General features: G+C 56.3%; 29 protein-coding genes and 1 pseudogene. 27 read left to right on the top strand and 3 right to left on the bottom strand.

Going from position 1 to position 23,652, the window contains the following annotated elements; genetic code table 11:
- Position 1: 1 nt before the first annotated feature.
- On the top strand, positions 2-559 hold the full coding sequence (locus GKAS_RS02830; protein WP_035891889.1) for a sigma-70 family RNA polymerase sigma factor: 558 nt from the start codon (positions 2-4) through the stop codon (positions 557-559).
- Positions 546-1,175, top strand: a complete 630-nt coding sequence (locus tag GKAS_RS02825) for an NrsF family protein (protein WP_035891888.1) — start codon at positions 546-548, stop codon at positions 1,173-1,175. The genes GKAS_RS02830 and GKAS_RS02825 overlap by 14 nt, the downstream gene beginning before the upstream one ends.
- A 78-nt stretch (positions 1,176-1,253) precedes the next feature.
- On the opposite strand, the gene GKAS_RS02820 is transcribed toward GKAS_RS02825, so the two are convergent.
- The gene (locus GKAS_RS02820; RefSeq protein ID WP_035891887.1) at positions 1,254-1,631 is read right to left on the bottom strand and encodes a 2-thiouracil desulfurase family protein; all 378 of its coding nucleotides are present in this window, start codon (positions 1,629-1,631) and stop codon (positions 1,254-1,256) included.
- A gap of 252 nt (positions 1,632-1,883) precedes the next feature.
- On the opposite strand from GKAS_RS02820, the gene GKAS_RS25625 reads away from it, so the two are divergent.
- The 9 genes from GKAS_RS25625 to GKAS_RS02775 all read left to right on the top strand — a co-directional run bounded on the left by GKAS_RS25625 (position 1,884) and on the right by GKAS_RS02775 (position 9,845).
- Positions 1,884-2,522: an Hcp family type VI secretion system effector gene (locus GKAS_RS25625; RefSeq protein ID WP_167540399.1), complete on the top strand. Its 639-nt coding sequence runs from the start codon at positions 1,884-1,886 to the stop codon at positions 2,520-2,522.
- Complete coding sequence (locus GKAS_RS02810; protein WP_035891886.1) at positions 2,522-2,851, top strand: DUF1493 family protein; 330 nt, start codon at positions 2,522-2,524, stop codon at positions 2,849-2,851. Before GKAS_RS25625 ends, GKAS_RS02810 begins: the two co-directional genes overlap by 1 nt.
- A gap of 175 nt (positions 2,852-3,026) precedes the next feature.
- Complete coding sequence (locus GKAS_RS02805; RefSeq protein ID WP_016807981.1) at positions 3,027-3,902, top strand: ParA family protein; 876 nt, start codon at positions 3,027-3,029, stop codon at positions 3,900-3,902.
- Positions 3,895-5,265 (top strand): SPI-7-type island replicative DNA helicase, encoded by a 1,371-nt coding sequence (gene dnaB-PI / locus GKAS_RS02800; RefSeq protein WP_004115579.1) that lies wholly within the window; start codon positions 3,895-3,897, stop codon positions 5,263-5,265. The genes GKAS_RS02805 and dnaB-PI overlap by 8 nt, the downstream gene beginning before the upstream one ends.
- Positions 5,262-6,962, top strand: coding sequence for a ParB family protein (locus tag GKAS_RS02795; protein ID WP_016807980.1), 1,701 nt, complete (start codon positions 5,262-5,264; stop codon positions 6,960-6,962). The genes dnaB-PI and GKAS_RS02795 overlap by 4 nt, the downstream gene beginning before the upstream one ends.
- Positions 6,955-7,665, top strand: a complete 711-nt coding sequence (locus GKAS_RS02790; protein ID WP_016807979.1) for a DUF2786 domain-containing protein — start codon at positions 6,955-6,957, stop codon at positions 7,663-7,665. Before GKAS_RS02795 ends, GKAS_RS02790 begins: the two co-directional genes overlap by 8 nt.
- Before the next feature lie 6 nt (positions 7,666-7,671).
- The gene (locus tag GKAS_RS02785; protein ID WP_006777722.1) at positions 7,672-8,262 is read left to right on the top strand and encodes a DUF2857 domain-containing protein; all 591 of its coding nucleotides are present in this window, start codon (positions 7,672-7,674) and stop codon (positions 8,260-8,262) included.
- A complete protein-coding gene (locus GKAS_RS02780) occupies positions 8,259-8,507 on the top strand; it encodes a ParE family toxin-like protein (protein ID WP_004115572.1) in 249 nt (82 codons plus the stop codon). Before GKAS_RS02785 ends, GKAS_RS02780 begins: the two co-directional genes overlap by 4 nt.
- A 99-nt stretch (positions 8,508-8,606) precedes the next feature.
- The gene (locus GKAS_RS02775) at positions 8,607-9,845 is read left to right on the top strand and encodes an STY4528 family pathogenicity island replication protein (RefSeq protein WP_016807978.1); all 1,239 of its coding nucleotides are present in this window, start codon (positions 8,607-8,609) and stop codon (positions 9,843-9,845) included.
- Here the strand turns inward: GKAS_RS02775 and GKAS_RS24755 are convergent.
- Complete coding sequence (locus GKAS_RS24755; RefSeq protein ID WP_085381310.1) at positions 9,832-10,104, bottom strand: hypothetical protein; 273 nt, start codon at positions 10,102-10,104, stop codon at positions 9,832-9,834. The two genes, GKAS_RS02775 and GKAS_RS24755, sit on opposite strands and share 14 nt — an antisense overlap.
- Before the next feature lie 68 nt (positions 10,105-10,172).
- Between GKAS_RS24755 and GKAS_RS02770 the strand changes: the two genes are divergently transcribed.
- The 16 genes and pseudogenes from GKAS_RS02770 to GKAS_RS02695 all read left to right on the top strand — a co-directional run bounded on the left by GKAS_RS02770 (position 10,173) and on the right by GKAS_RS02695 (position 23,079).
- Positions 10,173-10,898, top strand: a complete 726-nt coding sequence (locus tag GKAS_RS02770; protein ID WP_016807977.1) for a PFL_4669 family integrating conjugative element protein — start codon at positions 10,173-10,175, stop codon at positions 10,896-10,898.
- A 1-nt stretch (position 10,899) separates the two neighbouring features.
- Positions 10,900-11,454: a hypothetical protein gene (locus GKAS_RS02765; protein ID WP_016807976.1), complete on the top strand. Its 555-nt coding sequence runs from the start codon at positions 10,900-10,902 to the stop codon at positions 11,452-11,454.
- A 15-nt stretch (positions 11,455-11,469) separates the two neighbouring features.
- Positions 11,470-13,480: pseudogene (locus GKAS_RS02760) on the top strand (DNA topoisomerase III).
- A gap of 634 nt (positions 13,481-14,114) precedes the next feature.
- Positions 14,115-14,585 carry an STY4534 family ICE replication protein gene (locus GKAS_RS02755; RefSeq protein WP_016807974.1) on the top strand — a complete coding sequence of 157 codons (471 nt, stop codon included), beginning with the start codon at positions 14,115-14,117 and terminating at the stop codon, positions 14,583-14,585.
- A 60-nt stretch (positions 14,586-14,645) separates the two neighbouring features.
- On the top strand, positions 14,646-15,182 hold the full coding sequence (locus tag GKAS_RS02750) for a single-stranded DNA-binding protein (RefSeq protein WP_016807973.1): 537 nt from the start codon (positions 14,646-14,648) through the stop codon (positions 15,180-15,182).
- Positions 15,183-15,246: 64 nt separating this feature from the next.
- Positions 15,247-15,489, top strand: coding sequence for a DUF4160 domain-containing protein (locus GKAS_RS02745; protein ID WP_016807972.1), 243 nt, complete (start codon positions 15,247-15,249; stop codon positions 15,487-15,489).
- Positions 15,473-15,721 (top strand): DUF2442 domain-containing protein, encoded by a 249-nt coding sequence (locus tag GKAS_RS02740; protein ID WP_004115558.1) that lies wholly within the window; start codon positions 15,473-15,475, stop codon positions 15,719-15,721. Before GKAS_RS02745 ends, GKAS_RS02740 begins: the two co-directional genes overlap by 17 nt.
- A 136-nt stretch (positions 15,722-15,857) precedes the next feature.
- Entirely contained in the window at positions 15,858-16,523 is a 666-nt protein-coding gene (gene pilL2 / locus GKAS_RS02735; RefSeq protein WP_016807971.1) for a PFGI-1 class ICE element type IV pilus protein PilL2, read from the top strand.
- On the top strand, positions 16,520-17,278 hold the full coding sequence (locus GKAS_RS02730; protein ID WP_016807970.1) for a hypothetical protein: 759 nt from the start codon (positions 16,520-16,522) through the stop codon (positions 17,276-17,278). The genes pilL2 and GKAS_RS02730 overlap by 4 nt, the downstream gene beginning before the upstream one ends.
- An 11-nt stretch (positions 17,279-17,289) precedes the next feature.
- Positions 17,290-18,012 (top strand): TIGR03759 family integrating conjugative element protein, encoded by a 723-nt coding sequence (locus tag GKAS_RS02725; RefSeq protein WP_016807969.1) that lies wholly within the window; start codon positions 17,290-17,292, stop codon positions 18,010-18,012.
- Positions 17,991-18,626 (top strand): lysozyme family protein, encoded by a 636-nt coding sequence (locus GKAS_RS02720; protein ID WP_016807968.1) that lies wholly within the window; start codon positions 17,991-17,993, stop codon positions 18,624-18,626. The genes GKAS_RS02725 and GKAS_RS02720 overlap by 22 nt, the downstream gene beginning before the upstream one ends.
- Before the next feature lie 5 nt (positions 18,627-18,631).
- Entirely contained in the window at positions 18,632-19,165 is a 534-nt protein-coding gene (locus tag GKAS_RS02715) for an integrating conjugative element protein (protein WP_016807967.1), read from the top strand.
- On the top strand, positions 19,165-19,737 hold the full coding sequence (locus GKAS_RS02710) for a restriction endonuclease (protein WP_017145109.1): 573 nt from the start codon (positions 19,165-19,167) through the stop codon (positions 19,735-19,737). The genes GKAS_RS02715 and GKAS_RS02710 overlap by 1 nt, the downstream gene beginning before the upstream one ends.
- 10 nt (positions 19,738-19,747) lie before the next feature.
- A complete protein-coding gene (locus tag GKAS_RS02705) occupies positions 19,748-20,236 on the top strand; it encodes a hypothetical protein (RefSeq protein WP_016808264.1) in 489 nt (162 codons plus the stop codon).
- Positions 20,229-22,328, top strand: a complete 2,100-nt coding sequence (gene traD, locus GKAS_RS02700) for a type IV conjugative transfer system coupling protein TraD (RefSeq protein ID WP_016808263.1) — start codon at positions 20,229-20,231, stop codon at positions 22,326-22,328. Before GKAS_RS02705 ends, traD begins: the two co-directional genes overlap by 8 nt.
- A complete protein-coding gene (locus GKAS_RS02695; RefSeq protein ID WP_006785966.1) occupies positions 22,321-23,079 on the top strand; it encodes a TIGR03747 family integrating conjugative element membrane protein in 759 nt (252 codons plus the stop codon). The genes traD and GKAS_RS02695 overlap by 8 nt, the downstream gene beginning before the upstream one ends.
- 90 nt (positions 23,080-23,169) lie before the next feature.
- Here GKAS_RS02695 and GKAS_RS02690 read toward each other — a convergent pair whose 3' ends face one another.
- Positions 23,170-23,517 carry an FxLYD domain-containing protein gene (locus tag GKAS_RS02690; protein WP_016808262.1) on the bottom strand — a complete coding sequence of 116 codons (348 nt, stop codon included), beginning with the start codon at positions 23,515-23,517 and terminating at the stop codon, positions 23,170-23,172.
- Positions 23,518-23,652: the final 135 nt, after the last annotated feature.

Below are 23,652 nucleotides of genomic sequence, written 5' to 3'. Positions count from 1 at the left end.
TATGGATAACGGTTTAGCGCCGCGTGAAGCATGGCCTGCGCTGATGGCAAGCGCGCAGGCGGGGGATCGCGATGCCTATACCCAACTGCTGCGGGCCATCGTGCCGGTGATTCGGGCGATGGTCCGCAAGCAGATTGCCGACAGCGTGCTGGTTGACGATGTTATCCAGGACGTGCTGCTGGCTGTCCATCGGGTGCGCCACACCTACGATCCCGCCTGTCCGTTTTTACCGTGGCTGATGGCCATCACTCAGGCCCGCACCGTTGACGCGCTGCGTAAACGCGGTCGCCACTGGCTACGTGAAGCCGATGAGGAAGAGGCCGTTGAGCCCGACGCTGAACACATCCCGGAAGAGGATGAACGAGAAGAAACGCTGGCGTTGATCCTCGACCAGCTCCCCTCGCGCCAGCGGCAGATTGTGGAGCATATCCACCTGCAGGAGATGAGCCTCGCCGAGGCCGCCGCCCGCCATAATTTAAGCGTTTCGGCGGTGAAATCACTATTACACAGAGCACTAACCAACCTTCGCCGGATGGGAGCGAACCATGACCGATCATGATCTTTTTATTGCGAAGCTTAGCCGGGATGCCGCGCCGATACGCCGCCCCTGGGCCAGCAACCGACGGGTCGCCGCGTGGCTGCTGATGGCGCTGCCGTGCGGCTGGCTTAGTAGCCTGGTGTTTCACCGGGTAGCGACGGACTGGACGCAAGCCGGCGCGTTGCTGGCTGTACTGCAACTGACCGTGGCCTTTGTGATGGGCATACTAGCGATACGCAACGCCTTCCTGCTGAGCATCGCCGGGCGTAAACCGCTGGGCTGGCGCTGGTTTGTGCCGCTAATTGCGATCTGGCTCGGCGGCGTTATCTTCAGCCTCGGGACGACACACGCCCCGGAAAGCCATCCCGACGAAGTCAACTGCTACGCGTTTATGATGGCGGTGAGCACGCCGATGATGGTCATTATGATGGGCTACCTGCGCCGGACCCGGGCGCTGTACCCGCTGCGCACGCTGGCGACGTCAGGGGTGGGAATCGCCTGTATGGCGCTGACGATGCTGTCGTTTTGCCACCCGGTGGAGGTGCATCCGCTGGATTTCCTGCTGCATATGGCGGCGGGAGTGACGATTGTGCTGGTGATGATGGCGGTAGGGTGGCGGTGGGTGAGGATTGGGTGATTCGCGCCATGTATCGATGTGTTTATCTGGCTCGTAGCCCGGCCGAGGCGCAACGCGCCGACGCCGGGGCGGCTCGTTCTAAACGCCTTCAACTTCATCCAACCGCCGCTTCAGCGCCTCCAACTGAAACTCGCTAAACACCTCAACCCCATGCTGGCGCAACAGCGCCGCCGCGACCCCTTCGCCCGGTACCTTCACCCCGCTAAACGCCCCGTTATATACGTTCTGGCTCCCGCAGGTTGGGCTACCATCGGTCAAAATCGCAAACCGGCAGCCGTGACTCTGTGCGGCTTTTAACGCCAGCCACGCTGCCAGCTCCGGGCAATGGGTGACCAGACGACCTTCATCGCGCCACTGTTGCAGCAGGTTTGCGGTACAGGATTTGTCGGTGCCGTTGTAGCGCACGGGATGCCCGGCGAGGCAGGCGCTAAGGAGGATTTTGTGTTTGACGGTCATGGGGAACCTTGAGGATGCGTGGCAAGGCGGTTGTCGCGATGCCTGCGGTTATAGGGTAACGGAAAACGGGCGGGGTTGCAGAAGGTTTTGCGAGGGGGATTCCAGAATAACCATGGCCTAATGAGATAACCTTAGCAACATATTTTCCACCAATTCATCAAATTTAATTAGTTTATAAATATATTAGTGCTTGCCATTATTCTATTTTTCAATAGATATCTATTTCATAGGGATTATGAGGGGGTATCGGAAATGGCTATACCGGGTAACATGTGGTTGTATGATGATGGTGTAGCGCTTATTAAGGGTGGTTGCGACGTTCAGAATAGAGAGTTTAGCATTGAGTTCAAAGGATTCCACCATAACCTAAGTATTCCCACAGATAATGCTACGGGTAAACCTACCGGTATGCGTCAGCATTCATCAATGCTTGTTATTAAGGAGTTTGATTACTCCAGTCCGTATCTATATAAAGCTGTTGCTACTGGTCAGGTACTGCAGAAAGCTGAGTTAAAGTGGTACAAAATTAATGATGCCGGACAGGAGGTGGAGTATTTCAACATGCTTCTTGAAGGTGTTCGCATAGTATCCGTATCTCCAACAATGGCTGCGTCAAGTGACACAAATAATAACCATCTCTCCATCTTATCAAGAAAGCTTTTGAGAGATGCTCGTTTCCCGTTTGGACTTAGACCAGTCGCACCTATGGGCAAATTGTCAAAACTGAAAATGGTTCCTACGAACAGAATAGCGACGTTCTTAGGCCGCTGGGTTCCGTTCGTCGGTCATGCTCAGTTGATAATTACGGTTCAGGTCGTTGCGAAACGTACTCGCGACAAATATAACCTGATTGCCCGGCCGAAAGACCGTATACAGTGGACTTCATTCTAATGAGTAGAGACTACGAAACAGAAGTTATTGGGTACATCATGGCGCGTTACCCTATTCGAAAGAGAAGGTTTAAACCTGAAATTCAGCAGGTAACCAAGGAATGGACCTTACTTGATGATTTTCAGTTTGTACCAGAAGATGCGCATGATTTTTTGTCGGATTTATTCGAGCATTTTGATATTGAACATTCAAACTTTGATGGCAGAACTTACTTCGAATACGAGTACCCATTCTGGCAAAAGAGCCCCTCGCCGGAACGAGAGATCAAACCGCTGACCGTTGCGATGATTATCGAGTCTGCAAAGGCGGGGCGATGGTTGTATGACTGAAAAGACAAGGTGTCTACTGAACCCCCAGAAAGCAAAAAACCCGCCATAGGCGGGTTCTTCTAAATAGTGGTGCCCGGACTCGGAATCGAACCAAGGACACGGGGATTTTCAATCCCTGAGTCAAAGTTAATAGTTTGTAAACAGGCGTATTTGCATACTGTAAAGAGTGTGCAAAATGAAAATACTTCCCGTTATCTCTCCCAAAGGTGGAGAAGGCAAATCCACGTTTGCTGCTTACCTTGCCGGTTTTCTTGCCGATGCCGGCCTGAACACCCTTCTTGTGGATGCAGACTATTCCCAGCCCACAGCCAGCAGTATCTTCGCGCTGGAGCATGAATCCCCTTTCGGTCTCTATGAATTGCTGATGCAGATGGTCAGTGACCATACGCAATGCATTTCGCAGACCGCCATAAAAAATCTCGATGTCATCTACTCTAACGACCCGGACGAACTGTTGCCGACCGCGATGCTCCACGCTGCAGACGGCCGTCTGCGCCTGCGTAACATACTTCAGCATCCTTTCTTTAACCGTTATGACGTCATTATTGTGGATTCGAAAGGCGCAACAGGCGTCATGACCGAGCTTTCCCTCCTTTCCTCTACCGGTAATGTGATGGGCGTTGTTAAACCCATCCTTCCGGATGTCCGTGAATTTATCCGCGGCTCCCTTCATATGCTTACCCGCCTGAAAACCTATGAAAATTACGGTATCCGCCTTCCTGATATTTCCATTCTCGTCAACTGTATCGAAAACACTCTGCTTGACCGTGAAGCAATGGACGGTCTTGCCGCCATCATTAACGAAAAACATTACGACGCCTCTGCGCTGGGCAACCGTGACGTTTATCGTTTACTCGATACCCGTATCGAGGCGCTGGATATTTTCAAACTGGGGCACGTCAAGCAGCAGCCCGTGCATCGTCTGGAATACAAAACACGCCGCAAAGGTCCGGCCGCAGCCGTCACCATGCACGACCTCGCGTCTGAACTGTTCCCCGAGTGGCAGAGCCATTTCAGTGACGTTCTGACCCGGGAGGTGCGTCATGTCTGAGATGATGATGCCCTGCTCTTATGAGGCTGAGCAGGCCGTACTGGGCGGACTGATGCTTGATAACGACCGGTGGGATGAGGTGATACTGCAAATCTCCCCGGAAGATTTGTTTTCCCGGCCGCACCGTATGGTCTTTCGCGTGATGGCCGAGCTGGCCGGAGAAGGGCTACCGCTCGATCTCATCACTATTACGGAACGGCTGGAGAACAGAGGCGACCTTGAACAGTGTGGCGGCTTTGCTTATCTGGCTGAAATGAGTAAAAACACGCCGTCTGCAGCCAATATCCTGGCATACGCCGGGGTGGTGGCGGAGAAAAGCCGCCTGCGGCAGCTGATGACTGTGGGTAACAGTCTTCTTTCCGATGTGCAAGCCCCGAAAGCCAGCTCGGCGGGCATTCTTGAGTCGGCCGAAGGTAAGTTGTTTAACATTGCCGAACAGGGAGCCATGCAGCTCAACAGTGAGACCGGTGTTAACGAGGCGCTGGATAAACTGCTGACGCAGCTGGAAAGCATGTCCGCCAGTGACGGCCTCACCGGGACACCGACAGGGTTCAGTGAACTGGACGCGATGACCTGTGGTCTCCAGCCCGGCGATCTGGCCCTGCTGGCCGCCCGTCCTTCCATGGGGAAAACGTCGCTGGCCATGGCCGCCTGCACAGCGGCCGTGAGCGCAAAACCTGACGATCACGTCTTTGTGTTCAGTCTTGAAATGCCCTCAGAGCAGCTGATGATGCGCCTGCTGGCGATGGAAGGCCGGGTGGAACTGTCCCGGCTTCGCAGCGGCAACATGGATGATGAAGACTGGGCTCGCGTGTCCGAGGCAACCGGTCGCATTATTGAGTGGAAAAACCGTCTGATCATTGATGATACCAGTTACCAGACCCCGGCCACACTGCGCGCCCGCGCCCGTCGCTATGTCCGCAAATACGGCAGACCCTCTCTCATCATGCTGGACTATCTGCAGCTTGTCCGCTCCCCCGAGCAGGAAAACCGCACGCAGGAAATAGCGGAAATTTCCCGCTCGCTTAAGGCGCTCGGTAAAGAGCTGGGCTGTCCGGTACTGGCGCTTTCCCAGCTCAACCGCCTGGTGGAGCAGCGGGCCGATAAACGCCCCAATAATGGTGACCTGCGTGACTCCGGTGCGCTGGAGCAGGATGCGGACCTCATCATGTTTATTTACCGGGATGAGGTTTATAACCCCGGCACCCCTGATGCCGGGGTGGCTGAGATCATTGTCGGCAAGCAGCGGCAGGGGCCAACCGGCACGGTAAAAGTCAAATTTGACGGGCGTTACACCCTCTTTTCGGAGTTTCAGGAAGGCAGCTATGACTTCGGTTACCGCAGCGGGAGGAAACAGGCATGAGCCGTAAAAGTTCTAATGTGGGGGCTGCCATGCTGCAGCCCGGACGCCAGTCGCAGGCGGCCGGCAATATCAGCGTCATGCCGGCGGCTGAAATGCCCATGGTCCTGACGCTCGACCAGTTAAGCCCGAATCCTGATAATCCGCGAACATCACGCAATCCGCGTTATGACGATATCAAGGCTTCCATCCGTTCGCGCGGGCTGGACACCGTGCCCAAAGTCACCCGTGACCCGGATGGTGAGCCCGATATGTACATCTTCAGCGACGGGGGTAATACACGTTATCAGATCCTGTCAGAACTGTGGCAGGAAACCGGAGAAGACCGGTTTTTCCGCGTCCATGTGTTGTTCAAGCCGTGGCCGGGACGGCTGCAGTGTGTTATTGGCCATCTGGCAGAGAATGAAGTGCGCGGGGAGCTGAGTTTTATTGAAAAAGCGCAGGGGATCCACAAAGCCCGCTCTATATATGAAGAGCAGATGGGAAAGACGGTTTCGTTGCGTCAGTTGTCAGAGCTACTGACCCGTGAAGGTTTGCCAGTCCATTACTCAACAGTCAGCCGTATGGAAGATGCGCTGAAATATCTTTATCCGTGGATCCCAGACCTGCTTGAGTCCGGGCTTGGCAGGCCACAAATAACGTCACTGCTGGCGCTCCGGCATGATGCGGAACGCGTGTGGGATGAGTTTTGCCTGATTTCAGACACAGGCGATAAATCCTTCAGCGACGTTTTTGGCCAGTGTTGTGGCCGTTTCAACTCCCCGGAACTGTGGTCTCTGGAGATGTTTCGCGATGAATTTATTGGTGATTTACTGCAGGCGTTACCCCATCCGGAACTGGACTATGACCGCTGGATGATGGAACTCGATCCTAAAGAACGCAACCGCAGACATCACTTTGGCGAGCCGGAGACGGTTGCCTTTCCCGCCGCAAACAAGTCTGTTAATGCTGATCACGCCCTGCATACCACAGGCTCAGATGAGAGTGAAGGCGTCCCGCTACCTGTCTCCAGTTCACGTCCTGAGGTCTCAGGAGGGGCTGTAACGCCCGTTCCGGGTAATGCGTCTTCTCCTTCTGAAACACCGATTAATGAGCCCCCTCGGCATGAGGTTCAGCCAGATATGTACGGTGCCGCGCCGGTTATTTCAGGTGAGAGTGGGGATGTTAGCGGGCTGGTTACCCTCTCCGATGGGTACGGAGAAGAGAATGGTGGAGAAGAGGACAATGGGGAGGATGGCCTGCTTTCTCTTTTAACACCAGAACCTGAAGTTGTCCTGCAGGATGACGCGCCGGTGAGTAATGACAGCATCTGGCATGTGCCGGCCCATCAGGACGATATCGAACACCTGCAGAATACCGCTTTTCGTCTGGCATGGGAGCTGGGTGAGGTCCTTGGCTGCGAAGATGAAATTCTTCCTCAACGCGACAAGGACATGTCTGCCGGTTACGTCGGGGCAGGTGAGGTGTGTTCTGAAGCCGCCGCATTTCTGCTGGGCCTGACCGGCGAAGCGCCTGTGCTGCATCCGGCGGCAGGGGTGTGTGGTCTGCCGGAGCTTTTCACCGGCGGCCCGGGTGAGGGGGAAGCACCTGCCCTGACAGATGAAGATGCTCTGAAACTGCTCCGCCTGATGCGCGTTATGCGCCGTCTCCGGGAGCTGCAACGCGGTCTGAAGTACGGGGAGGATAACAGTGATGAATAACTCACAGCGACAGTTGCGACTGCTGAATCTTGTCAGGAAACTGCTGAAGCTGGGCCGCAGCAACAGTAATGCCCATGAGGCAGGACTGGCCCTGCAGCGTGCCCAGAAGCTGATGGCCAGATACGGTATCAGCGAGCTTGATGCCGGCCTTACATCCGTGCGCGAAGCGTCTTCCCGCACGGCCCCTTCGGATGCTGAAAAAGTTCCGGAATGGATGGTGACCCTTGTCCGGGGCGTCTGTCATGCCTTTGGCTGCCAGGCTTATTACTCATGGCGTCAGACCTCTGCCGGGTATCGCCGTTCGGTAACCTTTTACGGATTCAGTGAAAAACCTGAGATAGCAGCCTATGCCTTTGATGTGCTGACGCGCCAGCTGAAAGATGCCACAAATTCTTATCTCAAAACCCAGAGTAAGCGGCTGAAACTGGCCACACGCCGGGCGAGAGCGGAGCAGTTCCGTGACGGCTGGGTATGTGGGGTGCGTGAGGTGATATCGGCAACTGACATCAGCAGCGAGGAGCAGCAGGTGATGAGTCACTGGCTGGAAAGCCGCAGTATGAAAACAGTCACAACCCGTGAACTGAAAGCCTGCCGCGGGGCGGATACAGCACGTTATCAGGGGTATGAAGCCGGACAAAATGCCCGTCTTCATCAGGGTGTCAGCGGCCGGGGTCCGGCAGCCATTGGTTACCGTCAGGATTAAGGGGGAATGATGAACAGTTTATCTCAGGCTGCAAACGGATTATTGATGCAGCTGGTTATGGATCTCAGAAGTGGCTATCTCCGCCGCTGCGAATCGCTGGGACTGAACCGCGAGGAAATGCAGATGCTGCAGGGGCTCTCGCTCGAAGAGCTTCACTACCTTTCCGGCAGTGAGGTGTCGATCATCAGTGTGGGCATCAATCACGGCAATCTGGTGCGCATGCTACAGCAGGCCCGGACGGAACAGAAACGACTCCAGCGTATCGATCGGGCGCTGGCGCTGGGCGGCTCCATTGAACTGATGGCCAATTACTTCGGGCTCTCCAGTACGGACGTGGCGGCCCGCCGTCGCATTGCCGGTATCGATGTCCGGCCGGGGCGCGGTAACGCACTGGGTGATGAGGAAAACGCCGCCCTGTGGCGTCAGTGGCAAAAGTCCGGCGTTGAAGACGCGGAAAGTGCTGACGGGCTGGACGTAATGATGCTGGCTGCAGAACAGATGAACGTCTCGCTGACGTCGGTCTGGCATGCCGTCCGCGGCTGGCACAAGACCCGGCAGCCTTCTCCGGCCCGAACGCCGGTAAGGAAGACGGCATGAAATACAGAATGGTTGCGCCGGGCCTGCGGGCTCCCCATGGTACGCCGCCGCAATGCTGTCAAAAGGCGTTACGTCAGGTTCGCCGTTTCCGGCAGGGGGCGCGTAATTACACCCGGCTCGATGAGAAAGGCTGCGGTTACTACAAAATCGATCTCGGCCCGTTCTGGCGTCTGCTGAGTCGCAACGAAGGCCGGACATGGCTTCTTCTCAGCCACGAACGCTATAACAGCGCCATACGGAAATAGCAGCATGACAGCCTGTTTACCCTGCACCCGTACGCGGGTGCAGTACTAAGCATACTGACAGTTCAGAACGGCCGTGATGGCGGCCGAAAAGGAAAAATAATGAGTCTGCCTGCAGAAAGCCTGATTGCTTATACGCTGGATAAAATGAATGCCCGCCTTGCGGCCAGTCCCCGGCGGGATGATGGCAGGATACGTAACGGCCTGCTGTTTACTGGAAATGTGCATGATTCCATTCCCCGCCGGCTGTTGCTCGACACGCGGTTGTCACCACTGGACAAGATGGGCTGGATGATGATCCGGCTGTATGCACAAAATAATGAGGGGGCGGTTTTCCCCAGCTATGACGAACTGCAGCTGCAGCTTGCCTCACCCGGAAAGGGGAAAGCCTCAAGGGAAACGGTAAGCCGCGTCCTGCTTATGCTGCGAATAACCGGCTGGCTCAGCCTCTGTAAACGCGTGCGGGATGATAAAGGGCGGGTGCGGGGGAATATCTATGCTCAGCACGATGAGCCCCTGACGTTCAGCGATGCGGAAATGCTCGACCCCCGCTTCCTTGATACGGTGGCGGATGCCTGCCTGAGTAAAAACCGGACTATCAGCCAGACCGCCCGCGAAGTGCTCGACGATATAAAAAACGACCCCACCATGCGCCATTATCGCAGCCATCTTGCGCTGATCGAATCGCGTCTGGACCGCCCACAGACGCCCAGCCAGATGGCGAAACATCATCACCGAATACCCTGTCCCGCACCGGGTTCGGAAACCGAACTCAGTCATAAACGGCCAGGAATCGCCGCTAAAAAACAGGGTTCGGATACCGAACTCAGTCCAGAAAGGCATAACAACTCACTAAGTTCGGAATCCGTACTGCCAGTAAAAACAGTCAGTTATGGCCGGGTTCGGAAACCGAACCATTACGTACGTAGTATCACACACAGTGTGAATAAAAATACGTACGTACCGGGTAAACCTGTGCTTCCCGACAGTCTGCATGAACTTGTTCCGGCAGAAGATATTGCCATGCTGACCGCACAGCTGCAGGCGTTGCCTGAGGAGCAGGCACAACTTGTGCTGCTCAGCCTGCAAAAGGTGATGGCACGCCAGCAGCTCAGCAACCCGGTAGGCTGGTTGCTGGCCGTGATGAAGAAAGCGCGTGAGGGCAGGTTATACGCGCCCCGTCAGGGTGGCGATATATCTGACAGTGTCGGGCAAAAAACAGTTCAGCGTCCCGAACAGCAACAATGGAAACCCGAACCACGCGCCTCTGCCCGCCCGGTATCGGAGGAAAATATCAGGGATCTGGTGAAGAAAATTCGGGAAAAAATCATAAATTCATGAGATTGCAGATTTTTACAGGCAGCGGCGCATGAAGTCTTGCACTTTTGTCAGCAAAAATGCTGGCTAAAAAGTGAGCGCTGTTGCCAGTGGCAACACTGACTAAAAAGTAAGCACTGTTGCCAGTGGCAACACTGGCTAAAAAGCGAGCACTGTTGCCAGTGGCAACAGTGGTTAAAAGCCAGGCAATATTTCTTCGCCATAAAAGAGATGAAGGTCCTGCAAATTTGTAATGGTGACGATCTGATTTTAAGTTGTTCATATACCCCTCTCGCCCGGACTATCTCAAGCGTGTCAAAACTCATTACCCACTAAAGAGAGGCGTTAGACATGTCTGATGGTAAAACAAAGGGCGGAACGACCGCTTCACGAGCGGGGGCCCTACAGTCCTCTGTTAATATCCTGCTCCATACACATTATGCAATCCGGCTTTGGGAGGGCAGGAAACGTGATGCTCCGGACGATACAGGGGTGAAAAAAAAGAGGCCTGAAATAATCAGCATGCCGCAAGCCATTGCGCGAGCTGGTAATGCTTCCCGAGACTCAGCGGCAGATAATCCCTATGCCGATATGGCTCTGGTACGGCTCGAAGAAGCCCTGCAACGAGCAACACTTAAAATTAATGAAAACTTCAGTTCACTGGATGCCATATTGTCAGCCGTACCCAAAGGGGTAACGCTCTCGGAAGTTGAATCAGCCGATCCGTTAAATGTCAGCGTTTTCAGCCGTTCACCGTTAGGATACCGGTGCGTATGGCTTCTGGTTGGATATGATCAGTTAGCAATGAAAGCTTTCCAGGCTTTTCATTACGGGCTGATTTCGCGTTCGCAACGTGACACTATCCTGGACAATGGTGGCCATGCTGTTCGTCAGGTCTATGGCGTGATTCAGCCTTACCGAACACTTGCAGTGACTCGCCGTGATATTGCAGAAAAAACCACGCAAGGGCTTGTTGCCATTGAGCGAAATGGCGAACCTGATCCGGATGTGTTAAGCGGTAAAAAACGCTCTTCGTTCTCACCTCCGCTTAAAAACAACATAGCAGAGGAGGAATAATATGATTCGTCCTGTGTTCCTCCTCACCTCCTTCTTTTTACTGAGCGGATGCGCAACAACGGACTGGGCTGCGATTAATAAACAGGTCAGTGACACAGCCGCAAACCTGACAAAAACGTTGGGCGGCAACAGCAGCGGAGAAAGTGGCGGGATGCCGCTGATGAGCCCGGCAGGGCAACAGGCCATGCAGTCCGTCGATAAAACGTTCTCCGTGCCGGTCGATGTGGATACGGCAGCGGCCCGCTTAAAGCGGCACTATAAATTCATTTCCACGCAGGAGCTTGAGTCCATGCGCCAGGCAGCAAATGACGGGGACTGGAAAGCGGCGGCTGAAGATGATGCGCATCCCGTCTGGGACGCCATGCCGGGCAGCTACTACAAAATGGGCTCCGACTGGAACGGACGTGATCACCTGGATATCGAAATCGAAAAAAACGGGTCCGGCAGCAGGCTCTATGTTGTCTATCGCTCATCATCATCACAGCGCCTGGCCCGGTCCGGCGTCACGAAACTGATGAATGATGTCCGCGCTGTTGCGGCGGGTGAAAAAAGCTGATGCGGGAGGCAACACATGCAACTCTTTCTGTGTGAAAAACCCTCCCAGGCAAAGGATATTGCCCGCGTGCTGGGCATCAGCAAGCGTGAGCAGGGATTTATCAGCGGCGGTAACATCGTTGTGACCTGGGCGGTCGGCCATTTACTCGAAACTGCCAGCCCTGAAGCCTATGGCGAGCAGTATGGCAGGCCGTGGCGTGCCGATGTTCTGCCTGTGCTGCCTGAGGCCTGGAAAATGGTCGTCAAGGAGCAGACAAAATCGCAGTTCACTGTTATCAGTAAGCTGCTCAAAAAGGCCTCTGAGGTGGTCATCGCCACCGATGCCGACCGCGAGGGCGAGGTGATCGCGCGTGAGCTGCTGGAATACTGCCGCTACAGTGGCGCGGTACGCCGGCTCTGGTTGTCAGCCCTGGATGAGGCCAGTGTGAAGGAAGCACTGGGCAATATTCTTCCCGGAGAAAAAACAGCCCTGCTGTACGATGCCGGCAAGGGCCGGAGCCAGGCTGACTGGCTCATCGGTATGAACCTGACCCGCCTTTATACTCTCAAGGCCCGTGACTCAGGGGTGTCAGAAGTGCTGTCCGTCGGGCGGGTACAGACGCCGACGCTTGCCATGGTGGTTAACCGGGATAATGAAATTACGTCCTTCGTGCCAAAGCCCTGGTGGCAGGTACATGCGCTTATTGAAAAAGAGGGCGTCCGGTTCCGGGCTGGCTGGGTGCCCGTTGAGCAGTACTGTGATGAGGAAAAGCGTTGCATCAATCCTCAGGCTGCCCGGGCGGTGGGACAGCTGTGTCAGCAGCAGGGCAGGGCTGCGGTACTGGAGGTGACACAGAAGCGGGAGAAAACGGCGGCACCCCTCTGTTTTGACCTGGGCACCCTTCAGCAGGTCTGTTCCCGAAAATTCGGCATGGGCGCAAATGATGTGCTCGCCATTGCTCAGTCACTTTACGAAACCCACAAAGCGACCACCTACCCCCGTACAGACTGCGGTTTTCTGCCAACTTCCATGCAGCAGGAAATATCCGACGTGCTGGCGGCAGTGGCGAAATCCGATCCGGCTGTGGCCCCGGTACTGAATCAGCTGGACAGGCAGTTTGTCTCGCGTGTCTGGAATGACAAAAAAATCACCGCGCACCATGCCATCATTCCCACCCGACAGGCATTTGATTTGTCACGCCTCAGCGCCGATGAGCTGAAGGTCTACCAGCTGATTCGCCAGCATTATTTCGCCCAGTTCCTTCCGCTGCAGGAATCTGACGTGACGGAGGCCTCTTTCAATATCGGTGGACAGCTGTTCCGTACACGCGGGAAAGTCGGTGTGGTGACGGGCTGGAAGTCATTGTTCCTGGCTGAAAAAGATGACGATGAAGAGGACGTCGACGGTGACAGTATGGCGCTGCCGGCGCTGGCAAAAGGGGATATTTGCGCTGTCACCGGTTCTGAGGTTAAGGATATGAAAACCAGTCCGCCCAAACCGTTCACGGAGGGGACGCTGATTGCTGCCATGAAGAACGCGGCCAGTTTCGTCAGTGACCCGAAGCTGAAGAAAGTGCTGCGTGATAACGCCGGTCTGGGCACAGAGGCGACGCGTGCGGCCGTGCTTGAAACCCTCTTCAAACGACACTATCTGGAGAAAAAAGGGAAGCACATCCACTCAACGCAGATGGCCCGGGAGCTGATTGCGGCCCTGCCGGAAACGCTGACGAGCCCGGGCATGACCGCATTATGGGAGCAGGCACTGGATGAGTATTTCGCAGGGGAAAATGTCGCTTGCGGTCTTTATGCAAAAGCAGCTGCAGTGGACCCGTCACCTTGTCGAAAAAGGCCGCCAGGACAGTGTGAAAATTACTGCTCCCGTCACGCCTCCCTGCCCGTTATGCAAAGGACCCCCGCGTAAACGTAAAGGTAAAAATGGTGATTTTGGGGGGTGCATACGCTATCCGGACTGTGAGGGAATTATCAGTACAGGTAAGAAGAAAGCAGCGAAGCGTAAAAAAACATCGGTTAAGGCTAAAACAGAATAATCCGCGCAGTATTGAACTATTTCACTGTACAACCCCGGGCCGGGTTCTGCTATTGTTGCCAGGCTTTGATGCATAGGTGCCCCGCTGGCCACGGTGCTGTAAGGTAAACTTTAACGGGATTTACCCCCAGCAGGCCTGGCAGGAAGTTATTGCACACTAACTGACCTGTAAGACGCATGCACTCCGTGAAAACCGCGTCGGGATTATTCCCCGGAGACAGATGAGACGACCGCAGGTTAAGGCACTGACCCCAGGGCACCGGAAACGGTGCCCTTTTATTTTACGGATCACGTTTTCCATTTTGACCGTTGACATTCAGGGAGGACGGTTTAATTATAAAAGTGCTAAACCGTCGTTCATACGACCACCAATGATTCAGTAGCCTGTGAGAATCGCCTTCGGGTGGCTACAGCGAAAGCTCCTGTAACCTGAAAGGGAGCAAACTTTGGTACATCTGCGCACCTTTGAAAGCAGATATCGCCTGTACAAGCGCATTACGACGCGGCGATGAAGGTTCCTTCAACATACCAGACTCTCAGGATTCAACCGATCCTGACCCCCGACGGGAAACCACTCCCGTCAGGGCAGATGGTTTCTCCGTCGTACCTATTTTTACCTCCATGGAGAAAACATCATGTCTGCAAACAATACTTCTGCATCTGCAAAATCTGAGTACTTCAACCTGACTATTAAAGGCATCGGGTATCTCAGCAACATCCGCCAGGTTAACCATCAGAATGGCTCGTTCCTCAGCTGCGTAATCAATGCACTGAGCGGTCCGACTGACAATCCGGCCTACGTCCGTTTTGACATTTCTGTCGCAGGTAAAGAGGCTACCAGCCTTATCGCCCGCTGCCAGAAAGCCGTCGATGAAGACAAAAAAGTCCTGCTGGGCTTTAACCTGAGTAATCCGTCCACGGACATATTTACGCTGAACAAGGGCGAGCATGCCGGCGAACAGCGTGTCAGTCTGAAAGCCCGCCTGATAAAGGTGGACTGGATCAAAATAGGCCAGGACATGGTCTACAAGACTGAAAAATCTGACTCCGTGCCGCCGCAGAATGGCTCTGCCGCACAACAAAACTACGCAGAAAACTCATTCTGATGCGCACCTGACACACCCCGTTCGCGGGGTGTTTCTTTATTCTTTACAGGAGAAATGATTATGTCCTCACGCGGCGTTAACAAGGTGATTCTTGTCGGTAATCTCGGCCAGGATCCTGAAGTGCGTTATATTCCCAATGGCAGTGCAGTTGCCACCCTTTCTCTGGCCACGTCTGAGAGCTGGCGTGATAAGCAGTCCGGTGAACAGAAAGAAGTGACCGAATGGCACCGGGTGGTTATTTTCGGCAAGCTGGCAGAAATTGCGGGTGAATATCTGCGCAAAGGCTCCCAGGTTTACATCGAGGGCCAGCTGCGCACACGCAAATGGACCGATCAGTCTGGCCAGGAGAAATACATCACAGAGGTGGTGGTAAACATTGGTGGCACCATGCAGATGCTTGGCGGTCGCCAGTCCGGCAGCGGTCAGAATACGTCTTCCCGGAATGACTGGGGCCAGCCTCAGCAACCTTCCGGACCGACTCACAGTGGCCAGGCTTCCGGCAGCAGTGCCGGTGCGCCACCGATGGACTTCGATGACGATATACCGTTCATTGGATTCGGGTATGGAGTACCAAAATCGGCAATCCATGCACTCTGAACAGCCTTTATGGCAGTTGCTCTGAACTTACACATAATCCGGTCAGCATTTAAGGATAACTGACATGCCTGTTATACTGAGGATCAACGGTTTCCGGTTCTTTTTTTATTCTAATGAAGGTAACCCGCTCGAACCTGCACACATTCACGTAATGAAAGCAGGTAGTGAAGCCAAATTCTGGTTAACGCCATCAGTGGCTCTGGCCAGTAACGATGGGTTTAATTCACGGGTATTAAAAGAACTGACGGGGATCGTTGAAGATAACCAAGCATTGTTTCTGGAGGCCTGGAATGACTATTTCAGCTAAACGGGTCAGCTTCGATGAGGCCACGATGTGGGTTGAACTCAACGACGCCCGTACCATCGGTGTGCCGCTGGCATGGTTTCCACGCCTGTTGCATGCTTCAACTGAACAGCTTAACAGCTATGAACTGAGTCCCCGTGGTATCCACTGGGACGCGCTGGACGAAGACATTTCTATTGCGGGGTTGCTTGAAGGCCGCGGCGATGTGACCCATCGTCCCCATAAAGTAGCCTGACAGCGCGCTATTAGTGAAAAACGCTGGCTTTTGCCGGCGTTTTTTTTCATCAACGGAAAATCAGTTGTTAATTGAGTGAAACCGGACTGATTCCGCACAGTGAGGGCTGTTTTATCACTGTACAGGAAAATTCCGGATGAAACGTAACACCTCTCACAACATATTTTCACCAGGCAGGCTTGCCACTGTTCTTCCCCTGCTGCTCCTTGCGGGCTGTGTTTCCCAGCCGCAAAAGTTGCAGCAACGTGAGCCTGCGGACCCGACACCCGGCACCACCGTCACCCGCAACGTTCAGCCGGTCTCTCCGGACGAGTATGCGCGGACGCCGGAAGTGGTGCGCTACGATCGTTATCTGCTGGTCAGTACCGATCCGCAGGCGGCCCAGCGTGACCCTCTCTCGCAAATTATTGATATTCGCATCCCGTCATCCCTGCATCCTACTGTGGCGGATGCGCTGCGTTACGCCCTGCGCCAGTCCGGTTATTCCCTGTGCGCGACCGGCTCCGCCAACGGCGTGCTTTACCGCCAGGCATTGCCGGCCGTCCAGTACCAGCTGGGCCCGATGCGCCTGCGTACTGCCCTGCAGGTCCTGGCCGGTCCGGCCTGGCAGCTTGAGGTGGATGATGTACAGCGTGTGGTCTGCCACAGCCTGCGCGACGGCTACCAGCTGCCGGTCTCCCAGCTTCCGCCGCCGGTCAGCACCTGGTCCACGCCTGCGCCGTCCGCCGTGTCACAACCGGCCATCAGCGCCCCTCAGTCAGTACCCGTTAAACCTGTCAGCGGAGGGTTTCTGAGAAAATGAGCGAACAGCAACCATTCCATACTGACCCCGCTCCGGCCCGTAAAAGATTCAGCTGGCGTCCCCGCCGCCGCCTCATCTGGGGCGCTGCCAGCGGTGTGGCGCTGGCCGGCATTCTGGCGCTGGGCTACACCGCCTTCAGTCTGGGCATATCGAACCTTGATGAACGCCTTGCACGCCTTGAATCTCAGGGCAGTACAGCGGCCACTGTTGAGACAGTCGCGGCCCTGCAGTCAGATGTGACCACGCTCAAAACCGGCCTGCAGGATACCCGGAAAAAACTTGGCGAGATGCAGCAGGAGCTGAGCGCAGCAGCGAAACAGGCCGGCAGCGACGACGCCGTGCGTCAGTCATTGCGAACCCTTCAGGACGCCCAGCAGGGGCTGGAAACCCGCCTGAGTGCGCTGACTGAGCAGCTGACAGCGCTGAAATCACAGCCGGCACCCGCACCCGCCGCACCTGTCGCCTCACCGGTAAAAAAAAACGAGCCTGCTGCAAAAAAGCCCCGTCCCGCTGACACACGTCGTTCTGCTCCATCCCTTCGCGTGGCCCGCACTGCGCCTTTTGTGCTGACGGGAGTGGAGAAGCGGGGGGCAGAGTCCTGGGCTGCCATCGCGCCCCGGGGCTACAGCAACCTGTCGCAGGTGGCCCTGGTCGGAGAGGGTGAAACCGTGTCCGGCTGGACGCTGGTCAGTGCCGGTTATGGTGAGGCGACGTTTCGGGTTAACGGCCGCCAGACCGTGCTCAGAGCAGAATAACGGAGCGAATGATGAAACTGAAACATACCTTTTTAGCCGCCATGCTGCTGAGTCCCCTGACCCTGGCCGCGACCACATCAGGACAGATGGATGTCAGCCGACAGGAATCAACACAACGGGCGGACTCCGCACAGCAAAACCTGCAGCAGCAGGCCGGTCAGTGGGGACTCAGTGCCGACGATTATCAGCGTTATCAGCAGCTGATGAAGGGACCCCGGGGTACCCAGTCGCCGGGTCTCGATCCGCTTTCCACCCTCGGTATCGAGGCGCAGACGCCGGCAGAGCGCCGTAAGTTTGCTGAAAAGTGGGTGAAGGAAGAGTTTGCCCGCACCCAGAAAGAGCTTGATTTCCAGCGTGAGGTGAACGCGGCCTGGCAGCGCCTGTATCCGGGCACACTGCCGGTCAATATGGGGAACGCCTCCGGCGTGGCGCACGACAGTGGCGGCCGGCTGGCGCTGTTCGTCAGGTCAAAAGACTGCGCAACCTGCGACGCGAAACTGTCTGCCGTGCTGGCTGACAACCGGCCGGTGGACATCTATCTGGTCGACAGCCAGGGCAGTGATGATGCGCTTCGCAGCTGGGCGCGGGACCATCACATTCCCGTGGAAAAGGTCCGCAAGCGCCAGATCACGCTTAACCACGACGGCGGCCGGTGGATGCGCTTTGGTAACGGCCTGATGCCGGTTTTACTGCAGCAGGCGGGAGACGGTAAATGGGCAATCGCAGCATTCTGACCGGCGCACTGGCGCTGGGCTTACTGATGTCGGCCGTCCCTGACGGCCATGCTGACCAGACGGTGCCGGAGGGTTACGTCCGCGTGGCCATGGCGCACGGCGTGCCCCCCGAAGCGCTTTACTCGGTATCACTGAGCGAGTCTTCGCGCAAACTTCCCCGCGGAATACGGCCATGGCCCTGGACCATCAATGTGGCAGGCAAAGGGTATCGCTATGAGACGCGCCTGCAGGCCTGGCAGGCGCTGCAGGTCTTTATGAAGAGTCACCCGCTTAAGCGCATCGATGTCGGTATTGCCCAGGTCAATCTGGGCTGGAACGGTCATCATTTTGCCTCGACGTGGGATGCGTTTGACCCTTACACCAACCTGAACGCCGCCGCCACCATTCTGCGTGAGTGCTGGGCGCGTAAGCCAGGCAGCTGGCTGGATGCGGCCGGCTGCTACCACCATCCCGCAGGTGGTCAGCCTGCTGCACGTTACCGCGCCATTGTGAGAGGGCATCTGGCAAAAATCAGCCCTGCACCCCGCATTTCTGCGCCGGCAGCTGAAGCGCCCCGCTCGGTTGCTGCGCTCACCCCCGATCCAGGCTTCGTCTGGACTGAACCCGGGAGATAACCCTGATGAAAACGCTGTCCTTACTGCTGTTTACCCTCCTTCCCCTGACCGGCCATGCTGAACTGAATGTGATTGCTGATCTGGGCGGTGAAGATGCTGCGCCGTATTTTGAGGCCGTTAATAAACAGCCCGGCATGCCCGGCGTCAGTGACGTACAGCCTTCACGCCAGCCGGACCACGGTGTTCCGCTGGCTGACGGGATGGCGGGTATGTTACCCGTTAACACACCTGAACTGAGCCCGGGGAATACAGCAGACCGGCCGCTGCAGTTGCCCGGCATCGGGGCGTTGTTTCTGATCGGGGATGATGCTCTGTCCCGTGAATGGCTGAAAGCCAATGCCGGCGCGCTGGCTGAACAGCATGCGGCCGGGATGATAGTCAACGTCACAGACATGGATACCGTGCGCGAGCTGCGCGAACTGGCACCCGGTGTCAGCCTGGCCCCGGCTTCCGGCAGCGAGCTGGCCCGTCGCCTGCAGATTGAGCATTATCCGGTACTCATCACCGATACCGGCCTGACGCAGCAGTTTAAGCCGTAATGAGCACGCCAGATATCAACGGTCTGCTGATGGCACACCCTTATGGGGCGGTCATACTGATAGTCCTTTTCCTGGTGGTGATGGCCTTTCTGAACCTGCGCTGGCGTGAGAAAGCCAGCACCCGCCGTCACCGGCGATACCGGGCAACGGCGGGGCGGGTACTGAATAAACTGACCCTCCTGCCGGGAGACGGGCAGCGTCTGACCTATCTGCGCAAAATCAGCCCCTATGTCTTTGAAGAGCTGTTGCTGTCTGCCTTTGAACGTCAGGGGCTAACCGTGGTGCGCAATGCCTCCTACAGCGGTGACGGCGGCCTTGATGGCCAGGTCATCATCGACGGCGAGCACTGGCTTATCCAGGCCAAACGGTACAGTCGTGCTGTTTCCCCCGCACATGTTGAGGACTTCGACCGACTTCTCCTGCACTCCGGCCGCCGGGGGCTCTTTATCCACACGGGCCGTACCGGAAAAATGAGCCGCACCCTTCATATGGCGTCACCGCGCCTGCGCATCATCAGCGGGCAACGCCTGCTGGCCATTCTCGCCGGGCAGGACGTCCGGCAGTATCTCTGAGGAATCTTTTATGCACATCATCCTGAACAGCCTGCGCTACGCTTTGTGGCTTGTGTTCTGTTTATTCCGTCATGCCGTTTTCGTGCCTGCCGCTTTCGGCGGTGTCTGCCTGCTCGCCTGGCTTGTTTTCGGCCATCCGGTCAGTGACCTGAACGACCAGTTGCAGAAGGAGGCAACGGCATGGCGCACCGCGCCGCCCGGACATTACATGTGGGAGGAATGCCCGGTGCCTGATAATGCGGCTCCGCCTGAGGCAAAGCCGGCAGCCTGTACCGTCACTGCCGTCTCCACAGAAACCGCGGCGAACAATTACCTGCTGTCATTGCGGGCCGTATGGATCATTTTTTTCATCCTGTCGAATGTTCTGTATGTGCTCTGGCGCTTACTGGCGGATGCCCTGCGTTACCACTCCCTTTCCTGCAGGGAAGCCGGTGCCGGGAGGGGAACGTATATCCGTATGGCCGACGGTAAAATTATAAAGGAGGCAGACGATGAGTAACCGTTACGTCATTGAGGCCCTGCTGCGTCCGGCCGTTGAGCTGAATACCGCCGTGGTATCGGGCATGGCGGCGTATGTCTGTGTGCAGGCACCCTGGGCTGTCGCTCTGGCTCCGACTGTCAGCTATGTCACCGCAGCCGGGTTTGCGGCGCTGGCCGTCACCCGCACGCATCAGGGGATGAAGATTATTCGCTACCGCCGGAATCTCCGCCGCCTGACGCGCTATGTCATGAGTACTAAACAGATCCCCGTCAGTCATCGTCGCCTGTTTCTAGGCCGGGGGTTCCGCTGGACGCAAAAACACACCCAGCGGCTGCAGGATACGCTGCGCCCTGAAGTGGCCCGTTACCTGCAGCCAAACCGCTTTTACCTGGGGGCGCGTCAGCTCGAAATGATGACAGAGCACCGTCTGCCCTGGCTGGGTAAGCTGCTGAGTGCCGATACGCCGCTGAACCCGGTGCGGCCGTTACCACCGGTGGGCGGCAATCCGGCGCTGCACGGCATCGAGCCCGACGAAAAAGACGTCACCCTGGCTCTGGGGGAGCGCGTTGGCCATACGGTGGTGTACGGCACCACGCGCGTCGGGAAGACCCGGCTGGCAGAGCTGCTAGTCACCCAGGATATCCGGCGGGGTGAAGTCACCATCGTGTTTGATCCGAAAGGCGACGCAGACCTGATGAAACGTGTCTGGGCAGAGGCCCACCGGGCCGGACGCGGGGACGAGCTGTATATTTTTCATCTTGGCTGGCCTGAAATTTCAGCCCGTTATAATGCCGTCGGGCGTTTTGGTCGCGTGTCAGAGGTGGCGTCCCGCGTGGCCGGTCAGCTGTCGGGTGAGGGGAACAGCGCGGCATTCCGCGAATTTGCCTGGCGGTTCGTCAACATCATCGCCCGTGCGCTGGTCGCCCTGGGTGAGCGCCCTGACTACACGCTGATCATGCGCTACGTGAACAATATCGCCGATCTCTATATCCGCTATGCGGAAAAAATCATCCAGGCGCAGCTGCCGGCTCTGCAGACGCAGATTGAGAATAATCAGCAGGTGCTGGGAGAGGACGACGTGCCCCGTAACATGCAGGGTCAGCCGGATGCCTTACGTATCTGGGCCATTGAGGTTGCCCTGAGTTCAGAAGAGGGTAAAAAACTCTATGATCCCATCCTTGACGGGCTGCGGTCAGCGGTACGTTATGACCGTACTTACTTTGACAAAATCGTGGCGTCGCTGCTGCCGCTGCTGGAAAAACTGACCACCGGCAAGACCGCCGAGCTGCTGTCGCCGGATTATCAGGACATTGACGACACGCGGCCGATTTTTGACTGGGAACAGATCATCCGTAAAAAAGCCGTGGTGTATGTGGGGCTCGATGCGCTCAGTGACAGTGAAGTGGCGAGCGCGGTCGGTAACTCCATGTTCGCCGATCTGGTGAGTGTGGCCGGGCACATTTATAAACACGGTATCAATGCTGGCCTGCCGGGCGGGAAAGAAGGGAAGTCCCTGATTAACCTGCACTGCGATGAGTTTAACGAGCTGATGGGGGATGAGTTTATTCCTCTCATCAACAAAGGGGGCGGTGCCGGCATGCAGGTGACAGCCTATACCCAGACGTCTTCTGATATTGAGGCACGCATCGGGAACGCGGCCAAGACGGCCCAGGTACAGGGTAACTTTAACAACCTGATTATGCTGCGCGTCAGGGAGAACCGCACCGCCGAGCTGCTGACCACGCAGCTGCCGCAGGTGGAGATTTACACCAAAACGCTGGTCTCCGGGCACCAGGACACGGCGGATGTCAATGCAGACCAGGACTTCACCTCAAGCACCCAGGACCGCGTCGGGACGGTAAAAGTCCCGCTGCTGGAGCCGGCCGATATCGTGACGCTGCCAAAAGGGCAGGCGTTTGCCCTGCTGGAAGGCGGGCAACTGTGGAAAATCCGCATGCCGCTGCCTGCCGGGGATGCTGATGATGTGCTGATGCCGGAAAGTATTGAGAAAATAGCGGAGGAGATGCGGCGCAGCTATCACAGCGGCGAATCCTGGTGGCGGGACGGTCCGGCCCTGAACGTGCCGGTCACAGGAGGGGCGAATGGCTGAGGTAAAACGTCCCCCACAGCAGCAGACGCTGCCGGAACGCAAGCACGGCATTCTGTATAATCTGCTCTGGGGCTGGCCATGGGCCCTGGTGGGCGTGGTGCTGTCCTCGCTGCTGCTGAGCCTGCTGATTGAATATATCGGCATCGCCTTCTTCTGGCCGGAAGCCGGGGCGGCGCACAGTGAAGCGGTCATGAACACCGAGCTGGGGTGGCTGTCCACAGAGTTCACCCGCAGCCTGCTGCTGTCTGAACCATCGGTGACGGTTGTGCGCTGGGTGAGCACCGCCTATCAGTGGGCCTTTGTGGACAGTGGCTTCCTGGACTGGGTCCGGCAGCAGTATGCACACCAGATGCACAGTGACAATGCCGTCACCCGGGAAATCAACAGCTGGAGCGGCTGGCTTGCCGGCTACCTGCGTGAATACCTGCTGGCCACGGTATGGATCAGCATTATCACCCTGGTACGCGTCACCATCCTGGTGCTGTCCGTGCCGTTGTTTGTGCTGGTCGTGGTGGTGGCGCTGGTTGAGGGGCTGGGGCGGCGTGATCTGCGGCGGTACGGCGCGGGGTATGAAAGTTCGTTTGTCTATCATCATGCCAAGAAGCTGGTCAAACCGGCCGCTGTGGTGCCCGCCATGCTGTACCTTTCCTGGCCCACGGCAGTCTACCCCAATCTGCTGTTGTTGCCGGCGGCTGTTCTGCTGGGGATCGCCGTAACGGTGACCACTGCGTCGTTCAAGAAGTATCTTTAAATCAGGGCTGGACGGAGGCGTGCAAAACTTGTTTTGCGCGCCTGCCGTCAGCAGACAAGCCATGAAACGACCGTTACTGGCGCGTCAGTGTCAGTTATTAAATACCGTCAGTTCTGTCACTTTGAAGCTGTCTGGCTTGTTGGTTATGCTGTCGTAGGGGGCCTGTAGCTTCCATTGCTGACCCGGCTCCAGATTTTCAGCCATCGCTGCCGTATTTCCTATTACTGCCCCATTCTGAAGCAAGTTGAATTTGACAATTACAGTCTTCACAGGCCCACCTGACACGTTTGTTCCCGTGCCTTCAATTTGCTGCAAACCATTTGCTGCTGTGGCGAAATGCAGGTCTGAAAGTTGGACTTTGCCAGTACCGTCGGCCGCAAGAACAGGGCCGGTAATCAGTGCAGTGATTAACGTGGCCTTCAGAACAGTCTTCATCATTTTCATTTTCCCTCTGTTTACCGTTGAGTTTTCTTAATATCACAATGAACCTTTATTTACAGCTAAACCTGCCACCGGCACAGACCTGCAATTAATTTTGAAATTCCTGTTTAGGGTTTATCGCTGACCCGACGC

Origin of the sequence: Kluyvera ascorbata ATCC 33433 (genome assembly GCF_000735365.1) — a bacterium.
GTDB lineage: Bacteria > Pseudomonadota > Gammaproteobacteria > Enterobacterales > Enterobacteriaceae > Kluyvera > Kluyvera ascorbata.
This window is presented reverse-complemented; position numbering and strand designations above follow the sequence as displayed.